We start from the raw sequence: 21251 nt of genomic DNA on the forward strand, positions 1-21251 counted from the left end.
TGCCTGGTTTGAGACCGACCGAATCCTGCCACAGAAAGGACCGGACACGTGCTCGACGACGCCGGCCTCCAGCCGCTCCGCGAAGCCGCCCGGCTGTCTCCGGACAACCTCCCCCTCCGGCAGCTCCTGGCCAACCAGCTGCTGGCCAAGGGCTACCTGGCCGAGGCCGAGGCCGAGTTCCGCGCCGCCCTGGTGCTCGCCCCCAAGGACGTGAACATCACGACGGGGCTGGCGGAGGCGTTCGTCAGGCAGAGCGCGCACGGAGCCGCGCTGGCGGCGCTCGAGCCGTTCCTGGTCACGCCCGGCTATCCGCCGCCGATGGGCGTCATCGCGGCGCGGGCGCTGCTCGCCGAGGGTGACGTGGCCGCCGCGGCCTACCGCTACCACGAGGCGGTCTCCCGCGATCCGTCCGTCGCCGACGCGGCCCTGGCCACCAAGCTGGCGGCTCCTCCGGTCACACCGTCGGCTCCCGCCCACCCGGCCGCCTACACGACACCGGCGCCGTCGGCCTCGCCGTACGCGACACCGGCGCCTCCCTACACGACACCGGCGCCGTCGGCCTCGCCGTATCCGACACCGGCGCCGTCGGCTCCTCCCTACGCGGCACCGGCGCCGTCGGGATCGCCGGCTTCGCCGTACACACCCTCCGCGCCCCCGGCCGGGACGCCCGCGCCGCCTGCGCCGGCGTACGGGACCGGCGCGCAGCCCGACAGGGCGAGCGCGGAGGTGGAGCGCTCGGGCACGACGTTCGCCGACGTGGCCGGCATGGAAGCGGTCAAGGAGGCGCTGCGGGTCAAGCTGCTGCTGCCGGTCCAGCAGCCGGAGCTGTTCGCCGCGTTCGGCAAGCGCGCCGGTGGCGGCGTGCTGCTGTACGGGCCGCCGGGCGGCGGCAAGACGCACCTGGCCAGGGCCGCCGCGGGCGAGCTCGGCGCGTCGTTCGTGAACGTCGGGCTGGCCGACATCCTCGACATGTACATCGGCTCCAGCGAGCGCAACCTGCGCTCCACCTTCGAGATGGCCCGCCGCAACCGGCCGTGCGTGCTGTTCTTCGACGAGGTCGACGCGCTGGCCGCCCGCCGCTCCGACATGCGCCAGGCGCACAACCGGCAGCTCGTCAACCAGTTCCTGGCCGAGCTCGACGGGGTGGACCAGAACGCCAACGAGGGCGTCCTGGTGCTGGCCGCCACGAACGCCCCCTGGTACATCGACGTCGCGTTCCGCCGTCCCGGCCGGTTCGACCAGCTGGTGTTCGTACCGCCGCCGGACGCCTCGGCCCGTGCGGCCATCCTGCGCATCCTCTGCCGCGACAAGCCGCTGGCGGAGATGGACTTCGACGCGGTGGCCCGGGTCACCGAGCACTTCGTCGGCGCGGACCTCAAGGGCGTGGTGGACCGCGCGGTGGAGGCCAAGCTGCACCAGTCCATCAGCGCGGGCCGCGCCATCCCGCTGGAGACGCCCGACCTGCTGGCCGCGGCCCAGGCCGCCCGGCCCACCTCCGTACGCGAGTGGTTCGGGACCGCGCGCAACTACGTGATGCACGCCAACGACTCCGGGGCCTGGGACGAGCTGATGCCCTGGATCAAGGGCGGCAAGGGCAAGTGGTAGCCGTCTCCGACGCGATCGATCGGGCGCGCGCGCTGCTGGAGCTGCGCCGCCCGGCCGAGGCGGAGCGCGAGCTGCGCGGCCTGCTCGCGCAGAACCCGGAGCACAGCGCCGGGCACTCCTTCCTGGCCCTCGCCCTCCTGGAGCAGGGCGGCACGGCCGACGCGGTCACCGAGGCGCACGAGGCGGTGCGCCTGGCGCCCGACCACTGGTTCCCGCACTACGTGGCCGGGCACGTGCACTATCGCCAACGCCGGCTCGATCTGGCGATGGCCGCCGTCCAGGCGTCGCTGGCGCTCTCGCCCGAGTACGTGCCGACCTGGACGCTGCTGTCCCGTACGCACATGCTGGCGGGCCGCTGGCCCGAGATGGCGGACGCGGCGCGCCGTGGCCTGGCCATCGATCCGAACGCGGCCGAGCCGGCCAGCCTGCTGGCGCTGGCCCTCGTCGCGCTGGGCGAGGCCGCGCCGGCCCAGGCCGCCGCCGCGCAGGCCGTACGCCTGGACCCGGACAGCGCCACCGCGCACCTCGTGTACGGCCGGGCGGCACTGGCCTTCGGCGATCCGCGCGAGGCGGCCGACGCCTTCCGCGAGGTGCTCCGCCTCGATCCCGGCTACGACCAGGCCAGGGATCTGCTGGTGTCGGCGCTGCGGCAGCGCAACCCGCTCTACCGGTGGCTGGCGCGGTTGCAGAGCAGGTTCCGTGGCGGCTGGTGGCTGGTGTTCCTGCTGCCGGCCGTGCCGCCCGTCATCGTGGTCTTCGTCCTCATCGCGCTGCTGCACTGGGCGGCGTGGATCGCCGAGTCGTGGACGACGCTGCGACTGGCCCGCGCCAAAGCCACCCGCCTGCTGTTCGAGGAGGCCGAGTCGCGGGTGGCCCTGCTGTGCTGCGGCCTGCCGGTCGTGGGCGCGGCGCTGCTCGCCCTCGGGATCACGCTCGGCCAGGACGTGCTCGGCACCGGCGGCGTGGCCGTCATGGCCCTGGTCACGCCCGTGCAGGAGGCCGCGCACACCGGCTCGCCTCGCGCGCGGGCCGTCCTGTACGGCTGGACCGGCCTGCTGGGCATGGCCATCGCCGCCGCGGTGGCCCTGGACTCCTTGGGCCCCGCGATGCTGACTCTCTACGCGGCGCTGGCCACGATCTGGGTGGCCGCAGGTGTCCGGCGCCTGTTCCGCCAGGAGCAGGCGCCCCTGTGATCCTCAGGGCTTGCGGCGAGCGAGCTTGCCGGGCCACCACATCCACCGGCCGAGGTCCAGCGCCAGCGCCGGGACCAGCAGCGAGCGGACGATCAGCGCGTCGAGCAGCACGCCGAACGCCACCAGGAAGGCGAGCTGGAGCAGGAACAGCAGCGGCAGCACGGCCAGGGCGGCGAACGTCGCGGCCAGGACCACGCCCGCCGAGGTGATGACGCCGCCCGTCAGGGTGAGGGCGCGCAGCATGCCCTCGCGTTCGCCGTGCCGTACGGTCTCCTCCCGCGCGCGGGTCATCAGGAAGATGTTGTAGTCGATGCCCAGCGCGACCAGGAACACGAACGCGAACAGCGGCACCACCGGATCCGCGCCGGGCAGGTCGAGCACGTGGTTGAAGACCAGCGCGCCCACGCCCAGCGCCGAGCCGAACGACAGCACGGTGGTGGCGATGAGCAGCAGCGGAGCGACCAGGGACCGCAGCAGCACGATGAGCACGAGCAGCACCACCAGCAGGACCAGCGGGATGACCACCCGCAGGTCGCGCGATGAGGTGTCGAGGGTGTCCAGGGTGATCGCGGCGGCCCCGCCGACCAGCGCGCCGGCGTCGGGGACGGCGTGCACGGCGGCGCGCAGGTCGCGGACGATGTCCACCGCGGCGGCGGACTCGGCAGGCTGGGAGAGGGTGGCGTGCAGGAGTGCCCGCCCGTCCACGATCTTGGCTTCGCCCGTCGGCCGGCCGGTCCCGCCGTCACCGACGGGGGTCACCTCGGTCACCCCTGGGACGCTCTTGGCGGCGGCGGTCACCGCGTCCACCTGGTCCGCGTCGGTGACGATGATGGCGGGGGTGGCCGAGCCGCTGGAGCCGAAGCCGCGCTCCAGCGTCCGCTGGCCTTGGACCGACTCGACCTCGGTACGGAACACGTCGAGCTGCGAGGTGCCCTCGGCGCGGAACGTCGGCACGAACGCGGCCGCCACGGCCAGCAGGGCGATCGTCGCGGCCCAGTAGACCCGGGGCCGCCGGTCGACGGCCGTGGCGATCCGCCCCCACAGCGGATTGCGCCGGACGACGTCGTCGGTCGTGCCGGCGACGGTCCCGCTGCCGCGGGTGGTGCCGATGCCGGTCGCGGTGTCGCCGGTGGTGCTGACGTCGGTGGTGGCCGTCTGGCGGGGCTTGACCGGCCAGAAGGCGGCGCGGCCGAGCAGCAGGAGGACCGCGGGGAGGAAGGTCAGCGCGGAGATCAGCGCGGCGCCGATGCCGAGCGCGGCGACCGGTCCCAGGCCGCGGTTGGAGGCCAGGTCGCTGGCGAGCAGGCACAGCACGCCGAGGATGACGGTGCCGCCGGAGGCGAGGATCGGCTCGATGGTGCCGCGCACCGCGATCCGCATGGCCTCGATCGGCCGCTCCCGCTCGTACAGCTCCTCCCGGTAGCGGGCGACCAGCAGCAGGGCGTAGTCGGTGCACGCGCCCACGACCAGGATGAACAGAATGCCCTGGCTCTGCCCGTTCAGCTGGATCCAGCCGGCGTCGGCCATCAGGTAGACGACGGCGGCGGCCAGCACGAGGGCCAGCATCGCGGCCATGATGACGACGAAGGGCAGCAGCGGCGAGCGGTAGACCGCGATGAGGATGATCAGGACGGCGCCGAGCGCGACGCCGAGGAGCGCCCCGTCGATCCCGCCGAAGGCGGCGCCGAGGTCGCTGGAGAGCGCGGCGGGGCCGGCCACCTGCACCGTGGCGTCCGGCAGCTCGCTGTCGGCCAGCAGCCCCCGCAGCTCGTCGACGGCGGCGCGCACGTCGGCCTGCTCGCCCACCGGGACGATGAGCTGGGCGACGCGCTGGTCCTCGGTGCCGGGGATGGGGCCGGCGACGGCACCCTCGACCCAGGGCCGCGCGCCGATCCGCTCGGCGTCCTTGGCGATCGCGGCGAGGCCGTCGCGGGCGATCGGCTCGGTGGCGGAGTAGACGACGATCGCCGGGATGGCGCCGCTGTCCTTGAAGGCCTCCTGGGCCTCCTGCACCTCGCTGGACTCCGCCCCGATCGGCAGGAACGCCGAGGAGTCGTTGGTCTGCACGTCCGTCAGCGCGCCCATGAAGCTGCCGAGGGGACCGGCCGCGGCGAGCCAGACCAGCGCGATGAGCACGGCGGTGCCGTACCAGACTCTGCCGCTGCGCCGTCCCTGCTGTGGCGGCGTGGATCGCGTTCGCGCCGCGTTGTCGGTCGTCATCCTGGCCCTTCCAGTGTGTCTAGATATTCGAGTATCTCGAAAAACAAGATACATTGTCGCACGAGGGCCTGCGCCAAACGCGAAGTGGGCGTTTACCCCGAAGTCGCCCCTACAATCACGTGCACCACGAACAGCCGTGAGGAGAACGATGGACAGCGCGCCGGGGAGGTCCCGGGAGACCCTCTACCTGGCGATCCAGCGGGACGGGCAGCGGCTGGCGACCGGGCTCATCCGGTTGCTGCACGCGATGTCCGTCGGCGTCGATCTCAATCCCAGCGACTTCCAGTGCTACGCGCTGCTGCGGATCGAGGGGCCGATGACGCCCGGCGAGATCTCCCAGTCCATGAAGCTGGCCACCGGCTCGGTCACGGTCCTGATCGACCGGCTGGAAGCCCGTGGCCTGGTGATCCGCGACCGGCACCCCGACGACCGGCGCAAGGTGATCGTCCGCCTCGCGGAGCCGTCCGGTGACATCCCCGCCGACGGCGCCGCGCTCGGCATCCGCGACGTCATGCTCACCCTGCACGACCGCTATTCGGAGGCCGAGCTGGAGGTCATCGCCGACTGGCTGGCCCGCGCCGGCCAGGCGCTCACCGAGCTCTCGGCCCGTGAGCCCCGCTGACGGTCACGGCCGGCACATGGCGAACGTGACGGTCACGGCCGGCACATGGCGAACGTGACGGACTCGGTCCTGGCGACCGGCGAGGTGATCCTGAACGTGACCCGGTGCCTGCCGTCCCGCGGCCGCATCCTCCTGGCGGCCACGTAGTCGCTGCGGCTGCCCGACGGCATCCGCGACGACCCGCTCTCGACGACCTTCCCGTCCTGGATCCACTGATAGGAGTACGGCGCGGCCGGCCTCGTCGTGGCGATCCCGACGCCGAAGACCATCGATCCCGTGTAGCAGGTCACGCCACCGGTATCGACCTTGGACGACCCCCGGACCCGCAGGTGAGCCAGAGAGAACGACGCCCTGGTGGGGCCATAGGTCGTCGTGGGGCGTGATCGCGTGGTGGGGCGGGTGGTTCTCAATTTCGGGCGGCGGGTCGCGCGCCTGGTCGCGAGCGTCTCGTCCCAGGCCGACTCCCGTGGGGCGCTCGGCGATTCGCCGGCGTGCGCGACGATCTCCGGGCTGCTCGGCCCGCCGGTCACGGGCAGGTCCCAGAGGGCCGCGACGGCCACGGCCAGCGCGACGACTGCGGCGGTCACGGCGAGCAGCGGGGCCCGCACGGGCCGGCGGACCCGCTGCGGCCCGGCGGCGAGCCGCGTCAGCACCTCTCGCATGGCCGGGCGGTCGGCCGGGTCCTTGGCCAGGCAGTCGAGCACGATCGAACGCAGCGGCTCGGGCAGGTCGCCCAGCCACGGCTCGGCGTACCTGATGCGACCGGTGACGGCCGCCACGGAGTCGTCGCCGAACGGCGGCGTACCCGTGGCCGCCGAGGCGATGACACACCCCCACGCGAAAACGTCAGCGGCCGGCCCCACGTCCAAGCCCGCGAGCTGCTCAGGGGCTAAGTAGGCAGGCGTGCTGCCGTCACCACCGCCACCGCCACTGCCGCCGCTGCCGCCACCGTCACCACCGCCACTGCCACTGCCACTGCCGCCGCTGCCGGTGCCGCTGCTGCTCCCGCCGCTGCCGCTGCTGTCCGTTGCCGAGGTGTCGGGGAGGCGGGTGGGGTTGAAGCCGGTGAGGTGGGGGTCGTCGCCGGTGAGCAGGATGTTGGCGGGGTTGAGGTCCCCGTGCACGGTGCCCGTCTGGTGGGCGGCGGCCAGGGCCGTGGCCGTGGCCAGCGCCAGTCGCCGCAGGGCCGCGCCCGTGTGGCGGCCCGCCTCCGCCAGGGACCGGCCGTGCTCGGGATCGCCTTCGCGGGGAGGTGCTGCGTTCGGCATGACGGGGGCGACTCCTGAGGGGACCGGGGGTTCAACCCCACGCACCTTAACGGCATGAGTCAAGACATGCTGGCACAACGTGCTACTCTCGCCGACGTCGGGGCGGCCTCAGGCGTGGCCCCCTCGTCCAGGCGATGGCCCGAATGCCTGCCCCTAGCAGGCAGATGATCTCCGGATGGGGAGCAGGCATGTCTGTCGACAAAGAGGCGCTGCGCCGGAAATACCGGGAAGAGCGCGACAAACGACTCCGCCCCGACGGCAACGACCAGTACCTCCGGCTGACCGGCCGGCTGGCGTCCTACCTGGACGACCCGTACACCCCCAGGACCGAGCGCGAGCCCAAGAGAGACCACGTCACCGTCGCGTTCGTCGGCGGTGGCTTCGCCGGCCTCGTCACCGGCGCGCGGCTGAAGGAGGCCGGGGTCGATGACGTGCGCGTCATCGACAAGGGCGGCGACTTCGGCGGCACCTGGTACTGGAACCGCTACCCGGGCGCGCAGTGCGACACCGCGTCGTACGTCTACATGCCGCTGCTCGAAGAGACCGGGCACATGCCGACGGAGAAGTACGCGCACGGCCCCGAGATCCTGGAGCACTGCCGTCGCATCGGCGAGCGGTACGGCCTGTACGACCACGCGCTGTTCCACACCGAGGTCCAGGACCTGCGCTGGGACGAGAGCCGATCCCGCTGGATCGTCCGCACGGACCGGGGCGACGACTTCACCGCCACGTTCGTCGCCCTGGGCATCGGCCCGCTGCACGTGCCGAAGCTGCCCGGCATCCCGGGCATCGAGTCCTTCCGCGGGCACTCCTTCCACACCAGCCGGTGGGACTACGCCTACACCGGCGGCGACCCCTCCGGCGCGCCCCTGGACAGGCTGGCCGGCAAGCGGGTCGCCATCATCGGCACCGGCGCGACGGCCGTACAGGCGGTGCCGCATCTGGCGCGGGCGTGCGCGGAGCTGTACGTCTTCCAGCGCACGCCGTCGTCCGTGGACGTGCGGGACAACCGGCCGACCGACCCGCAGTGGTTCGCGGAGATCGCCCAGCCCGGCTGGCAGCAGCGCTGGCTGACGAACTTCGCCGCCAACCAGAGCGGCGCGATGCCCGACGAGGACCTGGTGATGGACGGCTGGACCGACATCGCCGGCCGGGTCCGCACGAAGATCCAGGCGCTGCCCCGCGAGGAGCGGAGCCTGGAGCGGATGCTCGCGGCCTTCGAGGACTGCGACTTCGAGAAGATGGCGGAGATCCGCGCCCGGGTCGACGCGGTCGTCTCCGATCCGGAGACCGCCCAGCGGCTCAAGGCGTGGTACCGCCAGCTGTGCAAGCGGCCGTGCTTCCACGACGAGTATCTGCAGGCGTTCAACCTGCCGGGCACGCACCTCGTCGACACCGACGGCAAGGGCGTGCAGCGCCTCACCGAGACCGGGGTGGTCGCCGCCGGCCGGGAGTACGAAGTCGACTGCGTCATCTACGCCTCCGGCTTCGAGGTCGGCACCACCTGGACGCGGCGGGCCGGCTTCGACCTGACCGGGCGCGACGGCGTCAGGCTCTCCGAGCACTGGGCCGAGGGGATGCGCAGCCTGCACGGCATCCACGCCCACGGCTTCCCCAACGCCTTCCTGGTGCAGCAGGCGCAGGGCGCGAACCTCATCTCCAACATCCCGCACAACCTCACGGAGTCGGGCCGGACCATCGCCGCCGTCGTCGAGCACGCCCTCGCCCACGGCCACCGCGAGGTCGAGGTCTCCGAGCAGGCCGAGGAGGCGTGGGTCGAGCTGCTCAGGTCGGGAGCGGGCAGCATCCTCGGCTCGCCGGACTGCACTCCCGGCTACTACAACAACGAGGGCCACGAGCCCGGACCGGCGAGCCGGCTCCTGGTCGGGCACCCGCACGGCGCGATGGCCTACTTCGCCTACCTCGACCGCTGGCGCGAGTCCGGCACGTTCGAGGGCCTGGAGTTCCGGGCATAGGGCCGACCACCCCTCCGGCACGTTCGAGGGCCTGGAGTTCCGGGCATAGGCCGACCACCCCCGCGAGAGGTCTCATGGACGAGCGCACCGGCGGCCCGCCGCCCACGCCGAGAGTCGCCCGGCCGGTGATGCACCACCGGTGGTCCGACATCACCTTCCTGCACTGGCGCTATCCCGCCGCGCTCATCCAGTCGATGCTGCCGCCCTCCCTCACGGTGGAGCCCTTCGACGGGACGGCGTGGATCGGGATGACGCCCTTCCTCATGGAGGACGTACGGCCGCCGGGGCTGCCCGCGCTACCGTGGCTGTCCCGTTTCCCCGAGACCAACCTGCGCACCTATGTGCGGGACGCCCGCGGGCGTAGCGGGATCTGGTTCCTGTCGCTGGACGCCGGCCGGCTGCCCGCCGCCCTCGGCGGTCGCGCGAGCTACGGGCTGCCCTACTTCTGGTCGGACATGTCCGTACGGATCGCCGGCGCGCTGAAGCAGTACCGGTGCCGCCGGACCTGGCCGGGCCCCAGCGGCGCCCGGTGCGACGTGGACGTGGAGAGGGACCCGGCGTCCTGGGACGGCGACGAGCTCGCGTGGTTCCTGACGGCGAGGTTCAGGCTGTTCACGATGGTGGCGAACCGGCTGGCCTCGGCCCAGATCGAGCATGACCCATGGCCGTTGCGCCGCGCCGCGCTGATCCGCCTCGACCAGACCCTGCTCCAGGCCGGCGGCCTGCCGGCCCCCGACGGCGATCCCGTCCTGCACGCCTCTCCAGGGGTGCCGGTACGGGTGGGCAGGTGGAGTTGGTGAGCCCGAACACAGAGCCCGAGCACAGAGCCCGAGCACAGAGCCCGAGCACAGAGCCCGAGCACAGAGCCCGGACACAAGGGAGAGCCGGCGGTGATTCGCCGGCCCTCAGTTTCGGATCGTCAACTGCTACCACCACCAGGACGACCTGCGCCAGCCGCCGCCCCAGCCGCCGCCCCAGCCCCAGCGGCCGCCACCGCATCCGCACCTACGGCGACGACAGCCACCGCCGTTGAAGGTTTGGTATCCACTGGTCAGCATCTCGTCTCCCCCTTTCGGTACTTCCAAAAGGGACACTAGTGCTTTTATCGCTATAAATCACGCCCTGCGCCTCGATCAAAAAAGACTTGACCGGCGTCACGCGTACTGAATAGCGAACTTTGGATTATGGCAAAAGCCGGGTCATGCGCTATTCGCTTAGGTCAAAGCGGGCGATATCCCCGGACATAATGCACGACGAATTCCTTGGGATAGGGGCGTTCCCCCGCCACAGGCTCTCCCGGAAACTCGTAGATGTTGAGCATGAGCTGCATCGGATAGTCCGGCGCCTGCGGCACGGTCCTGACATGCCGGCCGTCGACGAAGAAGGACACCTGGCCGGGCTGCCACTCGGCCGCGTAGACATGGAAGTCGCGGGCGTCGATGGGCAGCGGCTCCACGGTGAAGTCATCGGTGATCGCCGGGTCGCCGAAGGGGTGGACGCCCATGCCGACCCGGGTGGCGTCCGGCCCGACGTCACGGCCGAAGATCTCACAGACGCAGATCTCGGCCGAGCGCTCGGGCCGGTCCTCATACCCGATCATCCACAGCGCGACCATGCTGCGCGGGTCATCGGTCGCCTTGGCGCGCATCTCGACCAGGCCGTAGTGCGGGGTGTAGAGCCGGACGTCCCGCTGGGCCTCACGGACGACCGCGCCGGAATCACGCCCGTGCTGCCCGACCGTACTGCCGACGGGTCCGGCGAAGACGCCGGTCTGCAGGGACGACACCCGCAGCCCGCCTTCCAGTTCCGGGGACCACGGCGGCTGGTCCTCCTCGATCAGCAGGCGCAGCCGCCCGCCGCCGACCCGGTGACGGGCGGCCGAGGCGGCGGAGGTGGTCCACTGCGGCAGGTAGTGGGCGACCCAGCGGGTATCGTCCAGGCGCTCGCCTTCGAAGGTGTCCTCGAACTCCAGCTCGTATCCGTCCTTGGTGACGTCCGTCACGAGGCCTTCACCTTCCTCAGCACCCGGCCGGCGCGATCGGCCGCCAGATAGCCGCTACGGCTGTACTCGTCGCTGACGTACACCATCAGCGCCGTCTGCGAGCCGTCGAACGCGAAGCCGGGGTTCACGATGAGATAGCGCGCGGTGGGCTTGGCGACGCCCAGTTCCTTGTTCGCCCTGCGGACCAGGCCGGGCAGGACATTCCAGTTGAACGTGCTGAGGTCCATCACGGACATGTTCGCGTCGATGGTGCCGCCCGGTCCCTGGCGCGAGGCCACGCCCTCCCGGTAGAAGAAGCGGTCGAAGACGCCCTTCTTCCCCTTGACCGGGGCGTCGACGCTGGCGTAGGTCGGGTAGACCACCATCCGGACGACCTTGCTGCCGCCTATCACCGGCCTGAGGGTCTTGATCATGGCGCGGATCCCCGTGGGAGTCAGCAGGCTCACGGGCGCGGCGTCGGCGTTCTCGGTGTCGCCCGTGTTCTCGGTGTCGCCCGTGTTCTCGGGGTCGCCGTCGCCCTCGGGGTCGCCGGCCTGCTTGGTCCTTTCGGCGGGAGCCTTCGAGCGGGACTCCCCCGCATCGGCGGACGACTCCAGGCCGGTCAGCCTGTCCTCGGGATCGATGCCCACCGTTGGCAGCATCGACCACACCAGCGCGCCGGCCGTCACGACGGCGGCGACCCCCACGGCCGACACCCCGGCGATCAGTGCGCCCATGCCTCGGCGCGGGCGGCGCGAGGGCATGGTGGTCGCGTGCGGGATCGGCTGCTGCTGCGCGCCCCATCCTGGCGGAGGGGGCCCGGGTAACAACGGGCCGCCCGCGGCCGCCGAGGCGAGCATGCGGTCCAGGCTGTCCGGGTCGGGGCGCGCGGGCGGGTGCCGCCTGAGCAGCGCCAGCAGCACGGGACCCAGGGGTCCGGCCCGCTCGGGCGTCGGCACGTCCTGGTTGAGCACGGCCGCCAGCGTCGCCATCGTGGTGGCCCGGCGCAGCGGGTGGCGGCCCTCCACGGCCACGTACAGGAGCATGCCGAGCGACCAGAGGTCGGAGGCCGGGTCGCCTTCGTAGCCGTTGATCCGCTCGGGCGCCATGTACTCGGGTGAGCCGATGAACGCGCCGGTCGCGGTCAGGCCGGTGAACTCGCGGATGGCGGCGATGCCGAAGTCGGTGAGCACCGACTGGCCGTCCTGGCGGAGCAGGACGTTGGCGGGCTTGACGTCGCGGTGCTGGATGCCGACCGCGTGGGCCGCCCGTAGCGCGGACAGGACCTCGCGGCCGAGGCGAGCCGCCTCCCCCGGCGCCATCGGGCCCCGGGCCAGCCGGTCCTGCAGCGACCCGCCGTTGACGAGTTCCATGACCAGCCACGGGTAGTTGTCCGGGCCCTCGTCGACGATGTGGTGGATGGTCACCACATGCGGATGGTTGAGCCGGGCCAGCGCCCGGGCCTCCCGCAGGACGCGCTCGCGCAGTTCGCGCACGGTCGCGGGGTCCTGCTCCGCCATCGCGGGGTCCGGGGGGCGGACCTCCTTCAGCGCGACTTCCCTGTGCAGTGCCGTGTCCCAGGCCCGCCACACCAGGCCCATGCCCCCGCCGCCGAGCCGCTCCACCAGCTCGAATCGGTCATCGATCACCCGTCTGTGCATTCCAGCAAGAGTACGCGTTCGGCGGTGTTCAGGCGGATATCAATGACCACGGGCTGAACACCAGTCCAGAACGGTAAAGAGTGTCTGATCCAACCATTAAGTAGATGATCCACTTCTGCGGGTAATGATCACGCGGATGATCAGCAACCACCCTCGGGGGGACCCATGTACAAGCACGTCATCACCACACTGACCGCGACCGTCACCGGCTTGGCCTTGCTGACCGGCCCCGTCTCCGCCGCCGAGGACGCCGCCGCCGGCCCGGTCGCCGCCGCCGATGACGCCGCCGCCGCGCTGCCGTGCCCGGACGGCGGCCTCGTCCTTCAGGCGTCGACCGGCTCGGTGCTCGACGTCATCCCCGCCGACGAACTGCTCCAGGGCCTGTTCGGCGGCGTGGACGAGGACGGCGTGGTGGCCGAGGACTGGACCTCGTCCGTGTCGCTGCCCGACGAGGACGACGTCGAGGCGTTCGCCGAGGGACTGCTCGCCGACGTCTACGACGACCCCTTCCTGGCCGCGTACCGGCCCGAGTGGGCGCCGGACAGCGGCCGGATCCCCGCACAGACCCGCGCCGTCGGCGTCGACGACCTGCTCCAGGGCGTGCTCGGCAGGACCACGGCGGTCTGCCTGAGCGACACCGGCGTCGTCTCGGCCGCGCCGTGGGGCGCCACGCTCATCTCGGGGGACGGCGCCGCCGTCGTCTCGCGGTACGACCGAGGTGCCGTACCGCCTGCCGACACGACGCCGGCCCGGCCTCAGTCGCTCCTCGACACCCTCGGCGGCGTCAGCAGGATCGTCGAAGGGATCTTCAGCGGCCTCACCTCGTGACGCCGCCGGCGCTTGAGGCGGAGCCGGTCCTGCCGGGCCACCGGCTCCAGTTCGATCACCCGCGCGTCGTGCGGCACCTGGCGCAGGTCGTGGGTGATGAGGATCGTCGTCCGCCCGGCCATCAGCAGGCGCAGCGGCTCCATGATCCGCGTGGCCGTGGCCTGGTCCAGGCCGGTCATCGGCTCGTCGAGAACGAGCACGGGGGCGTCGCGCAGGATCGCCCTGGCGATGGCGACGCGCTGCCGCTGGCCTCCGGACAGGAGCCTGCCGCGCTGCCCCACCCGCGTGTCGTACCCCTGTGGCAGCGTCCTGACGAAGTCGTGCACGCCGGCCAGCTCCGCCGCGCGGATCACCTCGTCGAGCGTGGCGGCCGGGCGGCCATAGGCGAGGTTGTCGCGCACTGACCCGGAGAACAGCAGCGTCTCCTGGTGCAGGACGGTGATGTTCGCGCGCAGCGAGTCGCGGGTCACCTCGCGGATGTCGACCCCGTCCAGCAGGATGCGGCCGCTGCCGGGGTCGTAGAACCTCAGCAGCAGCTTGGCCAGGGTGGACTTGCCGGCCCCGCTCGGCCCGGTGCAGACCAGCAGCTCACCCGGCTCGGCGACGAACGACAGGTTCTGCAGGGCGGGCCTCCTGCGGCTGGGGTAGCGGAAGCCGACGTGCTCGAACTCGACCCGGCCGCGCGGCCTCGTGGCGAAGGGCGTGGCGGTGTCGCCGTCGGTGACGGCCGGCCGGGTGCCGAGGATCTCCATGACGCGGTCGGAGCCCGCCGCCGCCTCCGACACGGTGAGCGCGATCTCCCCCAGGCCCTGCACGGCCGGGTAGAGCATCGCCAGGTAGGCGGCGAAGGCGAGCAGGCCGCCGATGGTGAGCCGGCCGGCGGCTATCTCCCAGGCGCCGAAGCCGAGCACGACGATGAGGCAGCAGGTCTCGAGCACCCGGACGGCTGGACCGTACAGGCCGGAGAGCCACGCCTGGGTGAGGTTGGCGCGCAGCCAGCCCAGCCCTGTGCGGTGCAGGCGCTGCGACTCGCTCTGCTGACGGTTGTACGCCTGCACGAGCGACTGGTTGGCCAGGCCCTCCTCCAGGACGCTGTTCATGTCCCCGTTGCTGCGCCGCTCGCGGGCGGCGGCCGTCCTGAACCTGGACGCGAAGACCTTCGAGACCACCAGGAAGAGGGGCACCAGTGCCATCGTGACCAGCGCGAGGTCCCAGCGGACGTAGAAGGCCGCGCCGGCGAAGAAGATCACGCTGGCGATCGTGGTGAACAGCTTCACCAGGCCGGAGCCCATCAGCTCCTCGATGGCCTCGATGTCGTCGGTGAGCCGGGCCATCAGGTCGCCCAGGCGCCGGTTCTCCGAGAAATCGGGCGACAGCCTCTGCACGTGCGAGAACACCCGGTCACGCAGCCGCAGCAGGAAGCGCTCCGCGCCCACGGCCGTGGCGTACGTCCCGGCGAGCGAGGCCAGCCCGGCCACGACCGCCAGCGCCAGCCAGGAGAACGCCGGTCCCCAGAACGCGTCCAGGTCCCGGGTGGTGAGCACCTCGTCGGTGATGCGGCCGAACAGCCCGATGGCCGCGACCTCGCAGAGGGCGGCCAGGACCGCGAACAGCACACCCGCCGCGAGCAGCCAGCGCAGGCCCTCGGTGTCGGGCCAGAACTCGCGGAAGGTGCGGCGCAGGGAGACCGCCGGCGCGAGAGCCGGACGGTCTCCCCTGCCTGTACCGGAGAACGAGAGCCGGCGGTGGGGCCGCCGGCTCTCAGGGCGTTCTACCACCACCAGCCGCACCTACGGCGACGCCAGCCGCATCCGCAGCAGCGACGACGACGGCAGCCGCAACAGCCTGACCTGAAACCAGCGGGAATGAGCTTCATGTCTACCCCCTGTGGTTGGAGCGTCGATTAGGACGCTAACCGCTATATACCCATAAACCACACCAAACACGTAAGCCAAAGAAGGCTTGACCTTTATCGCCTGTACCGAAAGGCGTTTCCTGAATTACGGCAAACGGCGGCTAAAAAGCATCGAGTTCCGGCTTAACGCACGGACCGGCCTGACACGGATACCGTACGGGGGTAGAGTACGGGTATGGTCGGCTACACCGAGAACAAGCAGAACCACCAGCGGCGGCTGCGCCGCATCGAAGGCCAGGTGCGCGGCCTGGAGCGGATGGTGGAGGACGACAAATACTGCATCGACATTCTCACCCAGGTCTCCGCGACCAGCAGCGCCCTGCAGTCCTTCGCGATCTCCCTGCTGGAGGAGCACTTGGCCCACTGCGTGGCCGAGGCCACCCTCAAGGGCGGCCCGGAGGCGGAGGCCAAGGTCAAGGAGGCGTCCGAGGCGATCGCCAGGCTCGTCCGCTCCTGACCTGACGATCCGGCGGCGGCACGGGCGCGGCGGACCTCCCGCCGACGCCCTGCCCGCGTCAGTGCCTGAATCCGCGCCTGAATCCGCGCCTGATTCAGTGCTCGCTTCTGTTCTTGCTTCTGTTCTTGCTTCTGTTCTTGCTTCTGTTGTTGCTTCCGCGCCTGCATTCAGTGCTTGAAGGCGTCCTTGACGTTCTTCGTGGCGTCCTTCGCCTTCTCGCCGGCCTGCTTGAGCTTGCTCTTGCCCTGGTCGGCGTGGCCCTCGGCCTCAAGGCGCTCGTCGTCGGTCGCCCGGCCCACGCCTTCCTTGGCCTTGCCCTTCAGCTCTTCGGCCTTGTTCGAAACCTTGTCGTCGGCGCCCATGTTCCGCCCCTCTCGCTGTCTCGGATGAACCTGTCCTCTATCCGAGCCCACCGGCGGAAAACCTCAACGGGCGGCGACGCCGTGGCCCACGGCCTCCCTGAGCTGGTCGCGCAGCCCGGCCAGACGGGAGATCTCGGCGTTGAGCACATCCAACCGGTGTTCGATGATCGCCGACGTCTGCGTGAGCGCGCACTCGGGCGCATCGCACGGCGGCAGCGTGTCGCCGTCGAACACGACCACCGGATCCGCCAGGCAGCCGCGCACGTCCTCGACGGTCAGCCCCACCGACAGCAGCCGGCGGATCAGCCGCACCCTGGCCACGTCGCGCGGACCGTAGCGCCGCTGCCCGGTCGCGGTCCGCGAGGCCGGGGGCAGCAGCCCGCGCTGCTCGTAGAACCGCAGCGCCCTGGGCGTCGTGCCCGCCGCGGCCGCCGCGTCACCGATCCGCATCCGCTCTCCTGTTGACGTCCACGACGACGGTCCCCAGATGCCGCCCGTCGATCGTCTCCTGCAACACCCGGGTGGCGTGCTCTATGCCTGCCACCCGGACGTGCGGGAAGGTGATGGCCCCCGAGCGGAGCCAGCCGTCGAAGCGCTCGATCCACTCCGGCAGCGCGTCCGGATGGTCCTGGGCGGTGAAACCGAGCAGCTGGATCCGCCTGAGGATGAGCAGGCTCGCGTCGAACGTGACCGGCGGCGCCGTCGCGCCGGTGCCCTCCGGGGACAGTTGCGCGGCCAGCACTCCCACCAGGACGAGCCTGGCTTCGGGCCGGGCCGCCGCGACCGCCGCCTCCAGGTGGTCGCCGCCGACGGTGTCCAGCAGCACGTCGATACCTTCCGGCGCGGCCTTGGCCAGCTGGTCGGCGATCGGCTCCGCGCCACGCAGCAGCGCCGCGTCGTAGCCGAACTCGGCGACCATCCTGGCCGCCTTCTCCGGTGACCCGGTGGTGCCGATCACCCGCCCCGCGCCCAGCAGGCGGGCGATCTGCCCGGCCAGCACACCGACCGCGGTCGCGCCACCGGTCACGAACACCGTGTCGCCGGGCCGCACCTTGGCGGCCCGGGTGAGCGCGCCGTACGCCGTCCACCCCTGCGACAGGTGGGCGACCGGGTCGGGCAGCGTGTCGTCACCCAGCGGGGTGCAGGCCTCGGCGGGCACGGCCGCGTACTCACGCCAGCCCAGCCAGTGCGAGACCAGCTCACCCGTCCGCAGCGGGCTTGTCCCGGGGGCCGAGACGACCTCCCCGACGGCCGGCCCCAGCAGCGTGTCGCCCGGGAACAGCGCCGGGTGCACCTCGGTGCCACCGCCGATCATGGTGCGGAGCATGGCGGGGAAGACCTGGAAGTAGTGGTTCCTGACCAGGACCTCGCCGTCCTTCGGCACCGGCAGCGGCGTCTCGGTGACAACGAAATGCGCCGGCCCCGGCAGCCCTGCGGGCTTGCTGACGAGCCGGACTTCACGAGAGGTGCGGGTCATGACGATCCTTCTGAAGAGTTCGTACGGCTCCGCGACGGTAACCCTTGACCCGCACGTCAAAGGCAAATCCCGGCCCCTGGGTAGGAGGTGAGGATGGGACCGATCAGCATCCAGCGCGTGTACGACCACACGACACCGTCAGGCGCGGTATTCCTCGTGGACCGCATGTGGCCCCGAGGCGTACGCAAGAGCGACCTGCGGCTCGACGGCTGGGCGCGCGACGCCGCCCCTTCGACGGAGCTGCGCCAGTGGTTCGGCCACCGCCCCGAACGCTTCCCCGAGTTCGCCACCCGCTACCGCGCCGAGCTGGCCGAACGTCCCGAGACGATCGAGCCCCTGCTGGAGGCCGCCGCGAAGGGCCCGGTGACGCTGCTCTACGCCGCCAAGGACACCGAGCACAACCAGGCCGTCGTGCTCCGCGACCACCTCATGGACCAGCACGGCTGACCGGCTACGCCAGGCGGGCGGGGAAGCCGCCGGTCGCGATGGGGCCCCAGCGCTCGATGTGCAGACGGATCAGGGACTTGTCCTGGCGGCGCATGGCCTCACGGTATTCGTCCCAGTCCGGGTGCTCACCGGAGATGCACCGGAAGTATTCGACGAGCCCGTCCAGGGCCTCCGGCATGTCCAGCACCTCGGCACGGCCGTCCACCTGGACGTACGGGCCGTCCCAGGTGTCGGACAGGACGCAGATCGAGGCCCGCTGGTCGCGGCGGGCGTTGCGGGCCTTGGCCCGGTCGGGATAGGTGGAGACCACGATCCGGCCCTCGGCGTCGACCCCGCAGGTGACCGGCGAGAGCTGGGGCCGGCCGTCGGCGCGGGTGGTCGACAGCAGGCCGTGATGCCTGGGGCGCAGGAAGTCGAGCAGTTCGGGCAGTTCTACGCGATCAGCTTTCGCGATGTTCGGGGCCATCTCACAGGTGCCTTTCCGCTTACGGTGATGAACCCGATCCTTCCACGCGCGCGATCTGTGCGGTGTTGAGCAGATGCGTTGTGCGAGGTGACCTTGATCCGATAGTTCTGGCTATATGGCCAATGCGCGGTACGAAGGATGGTTGCTGGGCGGACGCTATCGATTGCGGGCCAAGCTGGGCTCCGGCGGCATGGGCACCGTCTGGCGCGCCCACGACGAGCTGCTGGACCGCGAGGTGGCGGTCAAGGAGCTGACCGTCTCCGGACCGCAGCACGAGGAGCAGATCGCGCGCACCATGCGGGAGGCGCGCATCGCCGCCCGCCTGACGCATCCGAACATCGCGGCCGTGTACGACGTGGTGCTGGCGGACGAGCGGCCGTGGATCATCATGCAGTACGTCCCGTCCAGCAGCCTCGCCACCGTGATCGCCAACCGGGGGACGCTGCCGGTCGCCACCGTCACCCGGATCGGGCTGGAGGTGCTGGCCGCGCTGCGCGCCGCGCACGCCGCGGGGGTTCTGCACCGCGACGTGAAGCCGGCCAACATCCTGCTCACCGGCGAGGGGAGCGCGATCCTGACCGACTTCGGGCTCGCCACCACGCTGGACGACGAGCGCCCGCAGGCGAACGTCGTGATGGGCACGGCCGCGTACATCGCCCCTGAGCGTGCTCGCGGCGCGCCCGCCACGGCGCGGTCGGACCTGTGGTCGCTCGGCGCGACGCTGTACGCGGCCGTCGAGGGCCGCACCCCGTTCGCCCAGGGCAGCGAGCAGGCCACCCTGAGCGCGGTGGTGACCTCCTCGCCCGCGCCGTTCGACCAGGCCGGGGAGCTGGCCCCGGTCATCAGCGGCCTGCTGGAGAAGGACCCCGACGAGCGGACCGGTTCGGCCCGCGTACAGGAACAGCTTGAGCGCGTCGCGGCGCTGTTCGAGCCGAAGCCGGCCGCCGCCGCGCCGTCCACTGAGACGCGCGCTCCCGCGCGGCCCCTGGGCGTGCGATGGCGGGCGGTGCGCCGGAAGGTGGCGGTGCACGGGCGGGAGGCCGCGGCCATGGCGGCGCTGATCGTCTGCGTGGTCACCACCTCGGGGCACTCCGAGCCCACGCACCACCCCGCCGCGATCATCCCCCCGTCCGCCATGGAGACCCCCTCGGACGCCGCCCGCGCGGCGAAGAGCGGCATTCTGTACGTCCAGCGCATGTCGCACAAGCGGACCAAGTCCCCGTCGTCCCGGCGTACGCAGGACCCGGACCAGCCGCAGGCCACCGCCACGAAGTCCAGCAGGTCCTGGGTCCCACCCGGCCAGGCGAAGAAGAAGCGGATCCCACCGGGCCAGGCCAAGAAGCAGGTGCCGCCCGGGCAGGCCAAGAAGCAGGGCACGGCCGGTAAGGCCAAGGGGCGGCACAAGGGCTGAGGCCGCATGGCCGGTGCCATACGTAGATTTGCCGATGTGTTTCACGCCCACGTTGCCTACTGTCGGCCGCGATCGAGCGCCGTCAGAGAAGGTAGGTCCATGCGCAGGCTGACCGTGGTGACCGGCTTCCTCTCCACCGTCCTGCTGGCGACAGCGCTCGCCACCCCCGCCGCCGGCCAGGAGAAGGTCGGGACCAAGCCGGCCGACGTCGTCTACCAGCGGGCCGTGTTCGCCGCCGGCGCCGCCGACGGGACGGGCACCGACGACGGCCTGTCCTTCGCCGCCGCCACCGGCACCACCTCCTACACCGACGCGCTCGGCACCAGCACGTGGGAGTACGCCCGCTGGACCGGCCCGGAGCGGGCGCTCGGCTTCCCCGCCACCGAGCTGATCGCCTCCTGGACCGCCGACGTCCCGGCCGGGAGCTGGATGCAGGTCGAGGCGCGCGCCCGCAACGGTTCCGGGCTGACCAAGTGGTACGTGCTCGGCCGCTGGGCCTACGGCGACGCCGACATCCAGCGCACCTCGGTGCGAGGACAGGGCGACGCCGACGCGAACGTGGCGGTCGACACGCTCGTCGCGGCGAAGGGCAGGCGGATCGACGCCTACCAGCTCCGGGTCACCCTCTACAGGACGCCCGGCTCCACCGTCGCGCCGCGCGTGCGCACCCTCGGCGCGATGGCCTCCCGCGTTCCGCAGCGCGAGAAGGTGCCGGTCAGCCCGGCGGGCGGCGCCTGGGGGACCGAGCTGGACGTCCCCCGCCGCTCCCAGCGGGTCCACCAGGGCCACTACCCGGAGTGGAACGGCGGCGGCCAGGCCTGGTGCAGCCCCACCTCGACCACCATGGTGCTCGGCTACTGGGACCGGTGGCCGAGCGCGCAGGACACCTCCTGGGTGAACCCGGCCGACCCCGATCCGGAAGTGGACCACGCCGCCCGCCACACCTACGACCACGCCTATCAGGGCGCCGGCAACTGGCCGTTCAACGTCGCCTACGCCGGCCGCTACGGCGTGGACGGGTTCATCACCCGGCTGCGCACGCTGACCGAGCTGGAGCGCCTGATCGGCGCCGGCATCCCGGTGATCACCTCGCAGTCGTTCCAGAAGGACGAGCTGCCGGGCGCGGGCTACGGCACCGACGGCCACATCATGGTGGTCGTCGGGTTCACCGCGACCGGCGACGTGATCGCCAACGACCCCGCCTCCCCCAGCAACGCCCGCGTGCGGCACGTCTATCCGAGGGCCGCGTTCGAGAACGTCTGGCTGCGCGGCTCCAGCAGCGGCGGCATCGCCTACGTCATCCACCCGCCGGGCCACGCCCTGCCCCCGACCACCCCGGGGCTGCCGGCCAATTGGTGATGA

The 21251-nt window shown here is 71.7% G+C and carries 19 protein-coding genes; 10 read left to right on the forward strand and 9 right to left on the reverse strand.

Going from position 1 to position 21251, the window contains the following annotated elements:
• Positions 1-48 precede the first annotated feature (48 nt).
• Together OHA68_RS10900 and OHA68_RS10905 are read left to right on the forward strand one after the other, a co-directional pair.
• The gene (locus tag OHA68_RS10900; RefSeq protein WP_327107518.1) at positions 49-1605 is read left to right on the forward strand and encodes an ATP-binding protein; all 1557 of its coding nucleotides are present in this window, start codon (positions 49-51) and stop codon (positions 1603-1605) included.
• Entirely contained in the window at positions 1599-2798 is a 1200-nt protein-coding gene (locus tag OHA68_RS10905) for a tetratricopeptide repeat protein (protein WP_327107519.1), read from the forward strand. Before OHA68_RS10900 ends, OHA68_RS10905 begins: the two co-directional genes overlap by 7 nt.
• Positions 2799-2801: 3 nt before the next feature.
• On the opposite strand, the gene OHA68_RS10910 is transcribed toward OHA68_RS10905, so the two are convergent.
• Positions 2802-5018, reverse strand: a complete 2217-nt coding sequence (locus OHA68_RS10910) for an MMPL family transporter (RefSeq protein ID WP_327107520.1) — start codon at positions 5016-5018, stop codon at positions 2802-2804.
• A gap of 148 nt (positions 5019-5166) precedes the next feature.
• Between OHA68_RS10910 and OHA68_RS10915 the strand changes: the two genes are divergently transcribed.
• Positions 5167-5640 carry a MarR family winged helix-turn-helix transcriptional regulator gene (locus tag OHA68_RS10915; protein ID WP_327107521.1) on the forward strand — a complete coding sequence of 158 codons (474 nt, stop codon included), beginning with the start codon at positions 5167-5169 and terminating at the stop codon, positions 5638-5640.
• Positions 5641-5672: 32 nt separating this feature from the next.
• Here the strand turns inward: OHA68_RS10915 and OHA68_RS10920 are convergent, their stop codons facing one another.
• The gene (locus OHA68_RS10920; RefSeq protein ID WP_327107522.1) at positions 5673-6908 is read right to left on the reverse strand and encodes a protein kinase domain-containing protein; all 1236 of its coding nucleotides are present in this window, start codon (positions 6906-6908) and stop codon (positions 5673-5675) included.
• 188 nt (positions 6909-7096) lie between these two features.
• Here OHA68_RS10920 and OHA68_RS10925 point away from each other — a divergent pair, with 188 nt between their 5' ends.
• Both OHA68_RS10925 and OHA68_RS10930 read left to right on the forward strand, forming a co-directional pair.
• Positions 7097-8884, forward strand: coding sequence for a flavin-containing monooxygenase (locus OHA68_RS10925; RefSeq protein ID WP_327107523.1), 1788 nt, complete (start codon positions 7097-7099; stop codon positions 8882-8884).
• Positions 8885-8958: 74 nt separating this feature from the next.
• Positions 8959-9684 (forward strand): YqjF family protein, encoded by a 726-nt coding sequence (locus tag OHA68_RS10930; protein ID WP_327107524.1) that lies wholly within the window; start codon positions 8959-8961, stop codon positions 9682-9684.
• A gap of 419 nt (positions 9685-10103) precedes the next feature.
• Here OHA68_RS10930 and OHA68_RS10935 read toward each other — a convergent pair whose 3' ends face one another.
• On the reverse strand, positions 10104-10886 hold the full coding sequence (locus tag OHA68_RS10935; RefSeq protein WP_327107525.1) for a glycoside hydrolase family 16 protein: 783 nt from the start codon (positions 10884-10886) through the stop codon (positions 10104-10106).
• Entirely contained in the window at positions 10883-12526 is a 1644-nt protein-coding gene (locus tag OHA68_RS10940) for a serine/threonine-protein kinase (RefSeq protein WP_327107526.1), read from the reverse strand. The genes OHA68_RS10935 and OHA68_RS10940 overlap by 4 nt, the downstream gene beginning before the upstream one ends.
• A 165-nt stretch (positions 12527-12691) precedes the next feature.
• On the opposite strand from OHA68_RS10940, the gene OHA68_RS10945 reads away from it, so the two are divergent.
• Complete coding sequence (locus OHA68_RS10945) at positions 12692-13354, forward strand: hypothetical protein (RefSeq protein WP_327107527.1); 663 nt, start codon at positions 12692-12694, stop codon at positions 13352-13354.
• Here OHA68_RS10945 and OHA68_RS10950 read toward each other — a convergent pair.
• A complete protein-coding gene (locus OHA68_RS10950; protein ID WP_327107528.1) occupies positions 13282-15135 on the reverse strand; it encodes an ABC transporter ATP-binding protein in 1854 nt (617 codons plus the stop codon). The genes OHA68_RS10945 and OHA68_RS10950 overlap by 73 nt on opposite strands.
• A 309-nt stretch (positions 15136-15444) precedes the next feature.
• Here OHA68_RS10950 and OHA68_RS10955 point away from each other — a divergent pair, with 309 nt between their 5' ends.
• Positions 15445-15726 (forward strand): metal-sensitive transcriptional regulator, encoded by a 282-nt coding sequence (locus OHA68_RS10955; RefSeq protein ID WP_189137973.1) that lies wholly within the window; start codon positions 15445-15447, stop codon positions 15724-15726.
• A 167-nt stretch (positions 15727-15893) separates the two neighbouring features.
• Here OHA68_RS10955 and OHA68_RS10960 read toward each other — a convergent pair whose 3' ends face one another.
• The 3 genes from OHA68_RS10960 to OHA68_RS10970 form a co-directional block, all read right to left on the reverse strand.
• On the reverse strand, positions 15894-16088 hold the full coding sequence (locus OHA68_RS10960) for a CsbD family protein (protein ID WP_327107529.1): 195 nt from the start codon (positions 16086-16088) through the stop codon (positions 15894-15896).
• A 63-nt stretch (positions 16089-16151) separates the two neighbouring features.
• Positions 16152-16538 (reverse strand): MerR family transcriptional regulator, encoded by a 387-nt coding sequence (locus OHA68_RS10965; protein WP_327107530.1) that lies wholly within the window; start codon positions 16536-16538, stop codon positions 16152-16154.
• Positions 16525-17565 carry an MDR family NADP-dependent oxidoreductase gene (locus OHA68_RS10970; RefSeq protein WP_327107531.1) on the reverse strand — a complete coding sequence of 347 codons (1041 nt, stop codon included), beginning with the start codon at positions 17563-17565 and terminating at the stop codon, positions 16525-16527. Before OHA68_RS10970 ends, OHA68_RS10965 begins: the two co-directional genes overlap by 14 nt.
• Positions 17566-17658: 93 nt before the next feature.
• On the opposite strand from OHA68_RS10970, the gene OHA68_RS10975 reads away from it, so the two are divergent.
• Positions 17659-18012 carry a DUF488 domain-containing protein gene (locus OHA68_RS10975; protein ID WP_327107532.1) on the forward strand — a complete coding sequence of 118 codons (354 nt, stop codon included), beginning with the start codon at positions 17659-17661 and terminating at the stop codon, positions 18010-18012.
• Between the two features lie 4 nt (positions 18013-18016).
• On the opposite strand, the gene OHA68_RS10980 is transcribed toward OHA68_RS10975, so the two are convergent.
• Positions 18017-18478, reverse strand: coding sequence for a PPOX class F420-dependent oxidoreductase (locus OHA68_RS10980; RefSeq protein ID WP_327107533.1), 462 nt, complete (start codon positions 18476-18478; stop codon positions 18017-18019).
• A gap of 142 nt (positions 18479-18620) precedes the next feature.
• Here OHA68_RS10980 and OHA68_RS10985 point away from each other — a divergent pair, with 142 nt between their 5' ends.
• Both OHA68_RS10985 and OHA68_RS10990 read left to right on the forward strand, forming a co-directional pair.
• Positions 18621-19889 (forward strand): serine/threonine-protein kinase, encoded by a 1269-nt coding sequence (locus OHA68_RS10985; RefSeq protein ID WP_327107534.1) that lies wholly within the window; start codon positions 18621-18623, stop codon positions 19887-19889.
• A 99-nt stretch (positions 19890-19988) separates the two neighbouring features.
• Complete coding sequence (locus tag OHA68_RS10990) at positions 19989-21248, forward strand: C39 family peptidase (RefSeq protein WP_327107535.1); 1260 nt, start codon at positions 19989-19991, stop codon at positions 21246-21248.
• The last annotated feature ends 3 nt before the right edge of the window (positions 21249-21251 follow it).

The organism is Nonomuraea glycinis (assembly GCF_035920485.1).
GTDB classification, from domain to species: Bacteria; Actinomycetota; Actinomycetes; order Streptosporangiales; family Streptosporangiaceae; genus Nonomuraea; species Nonomuraea glycinis.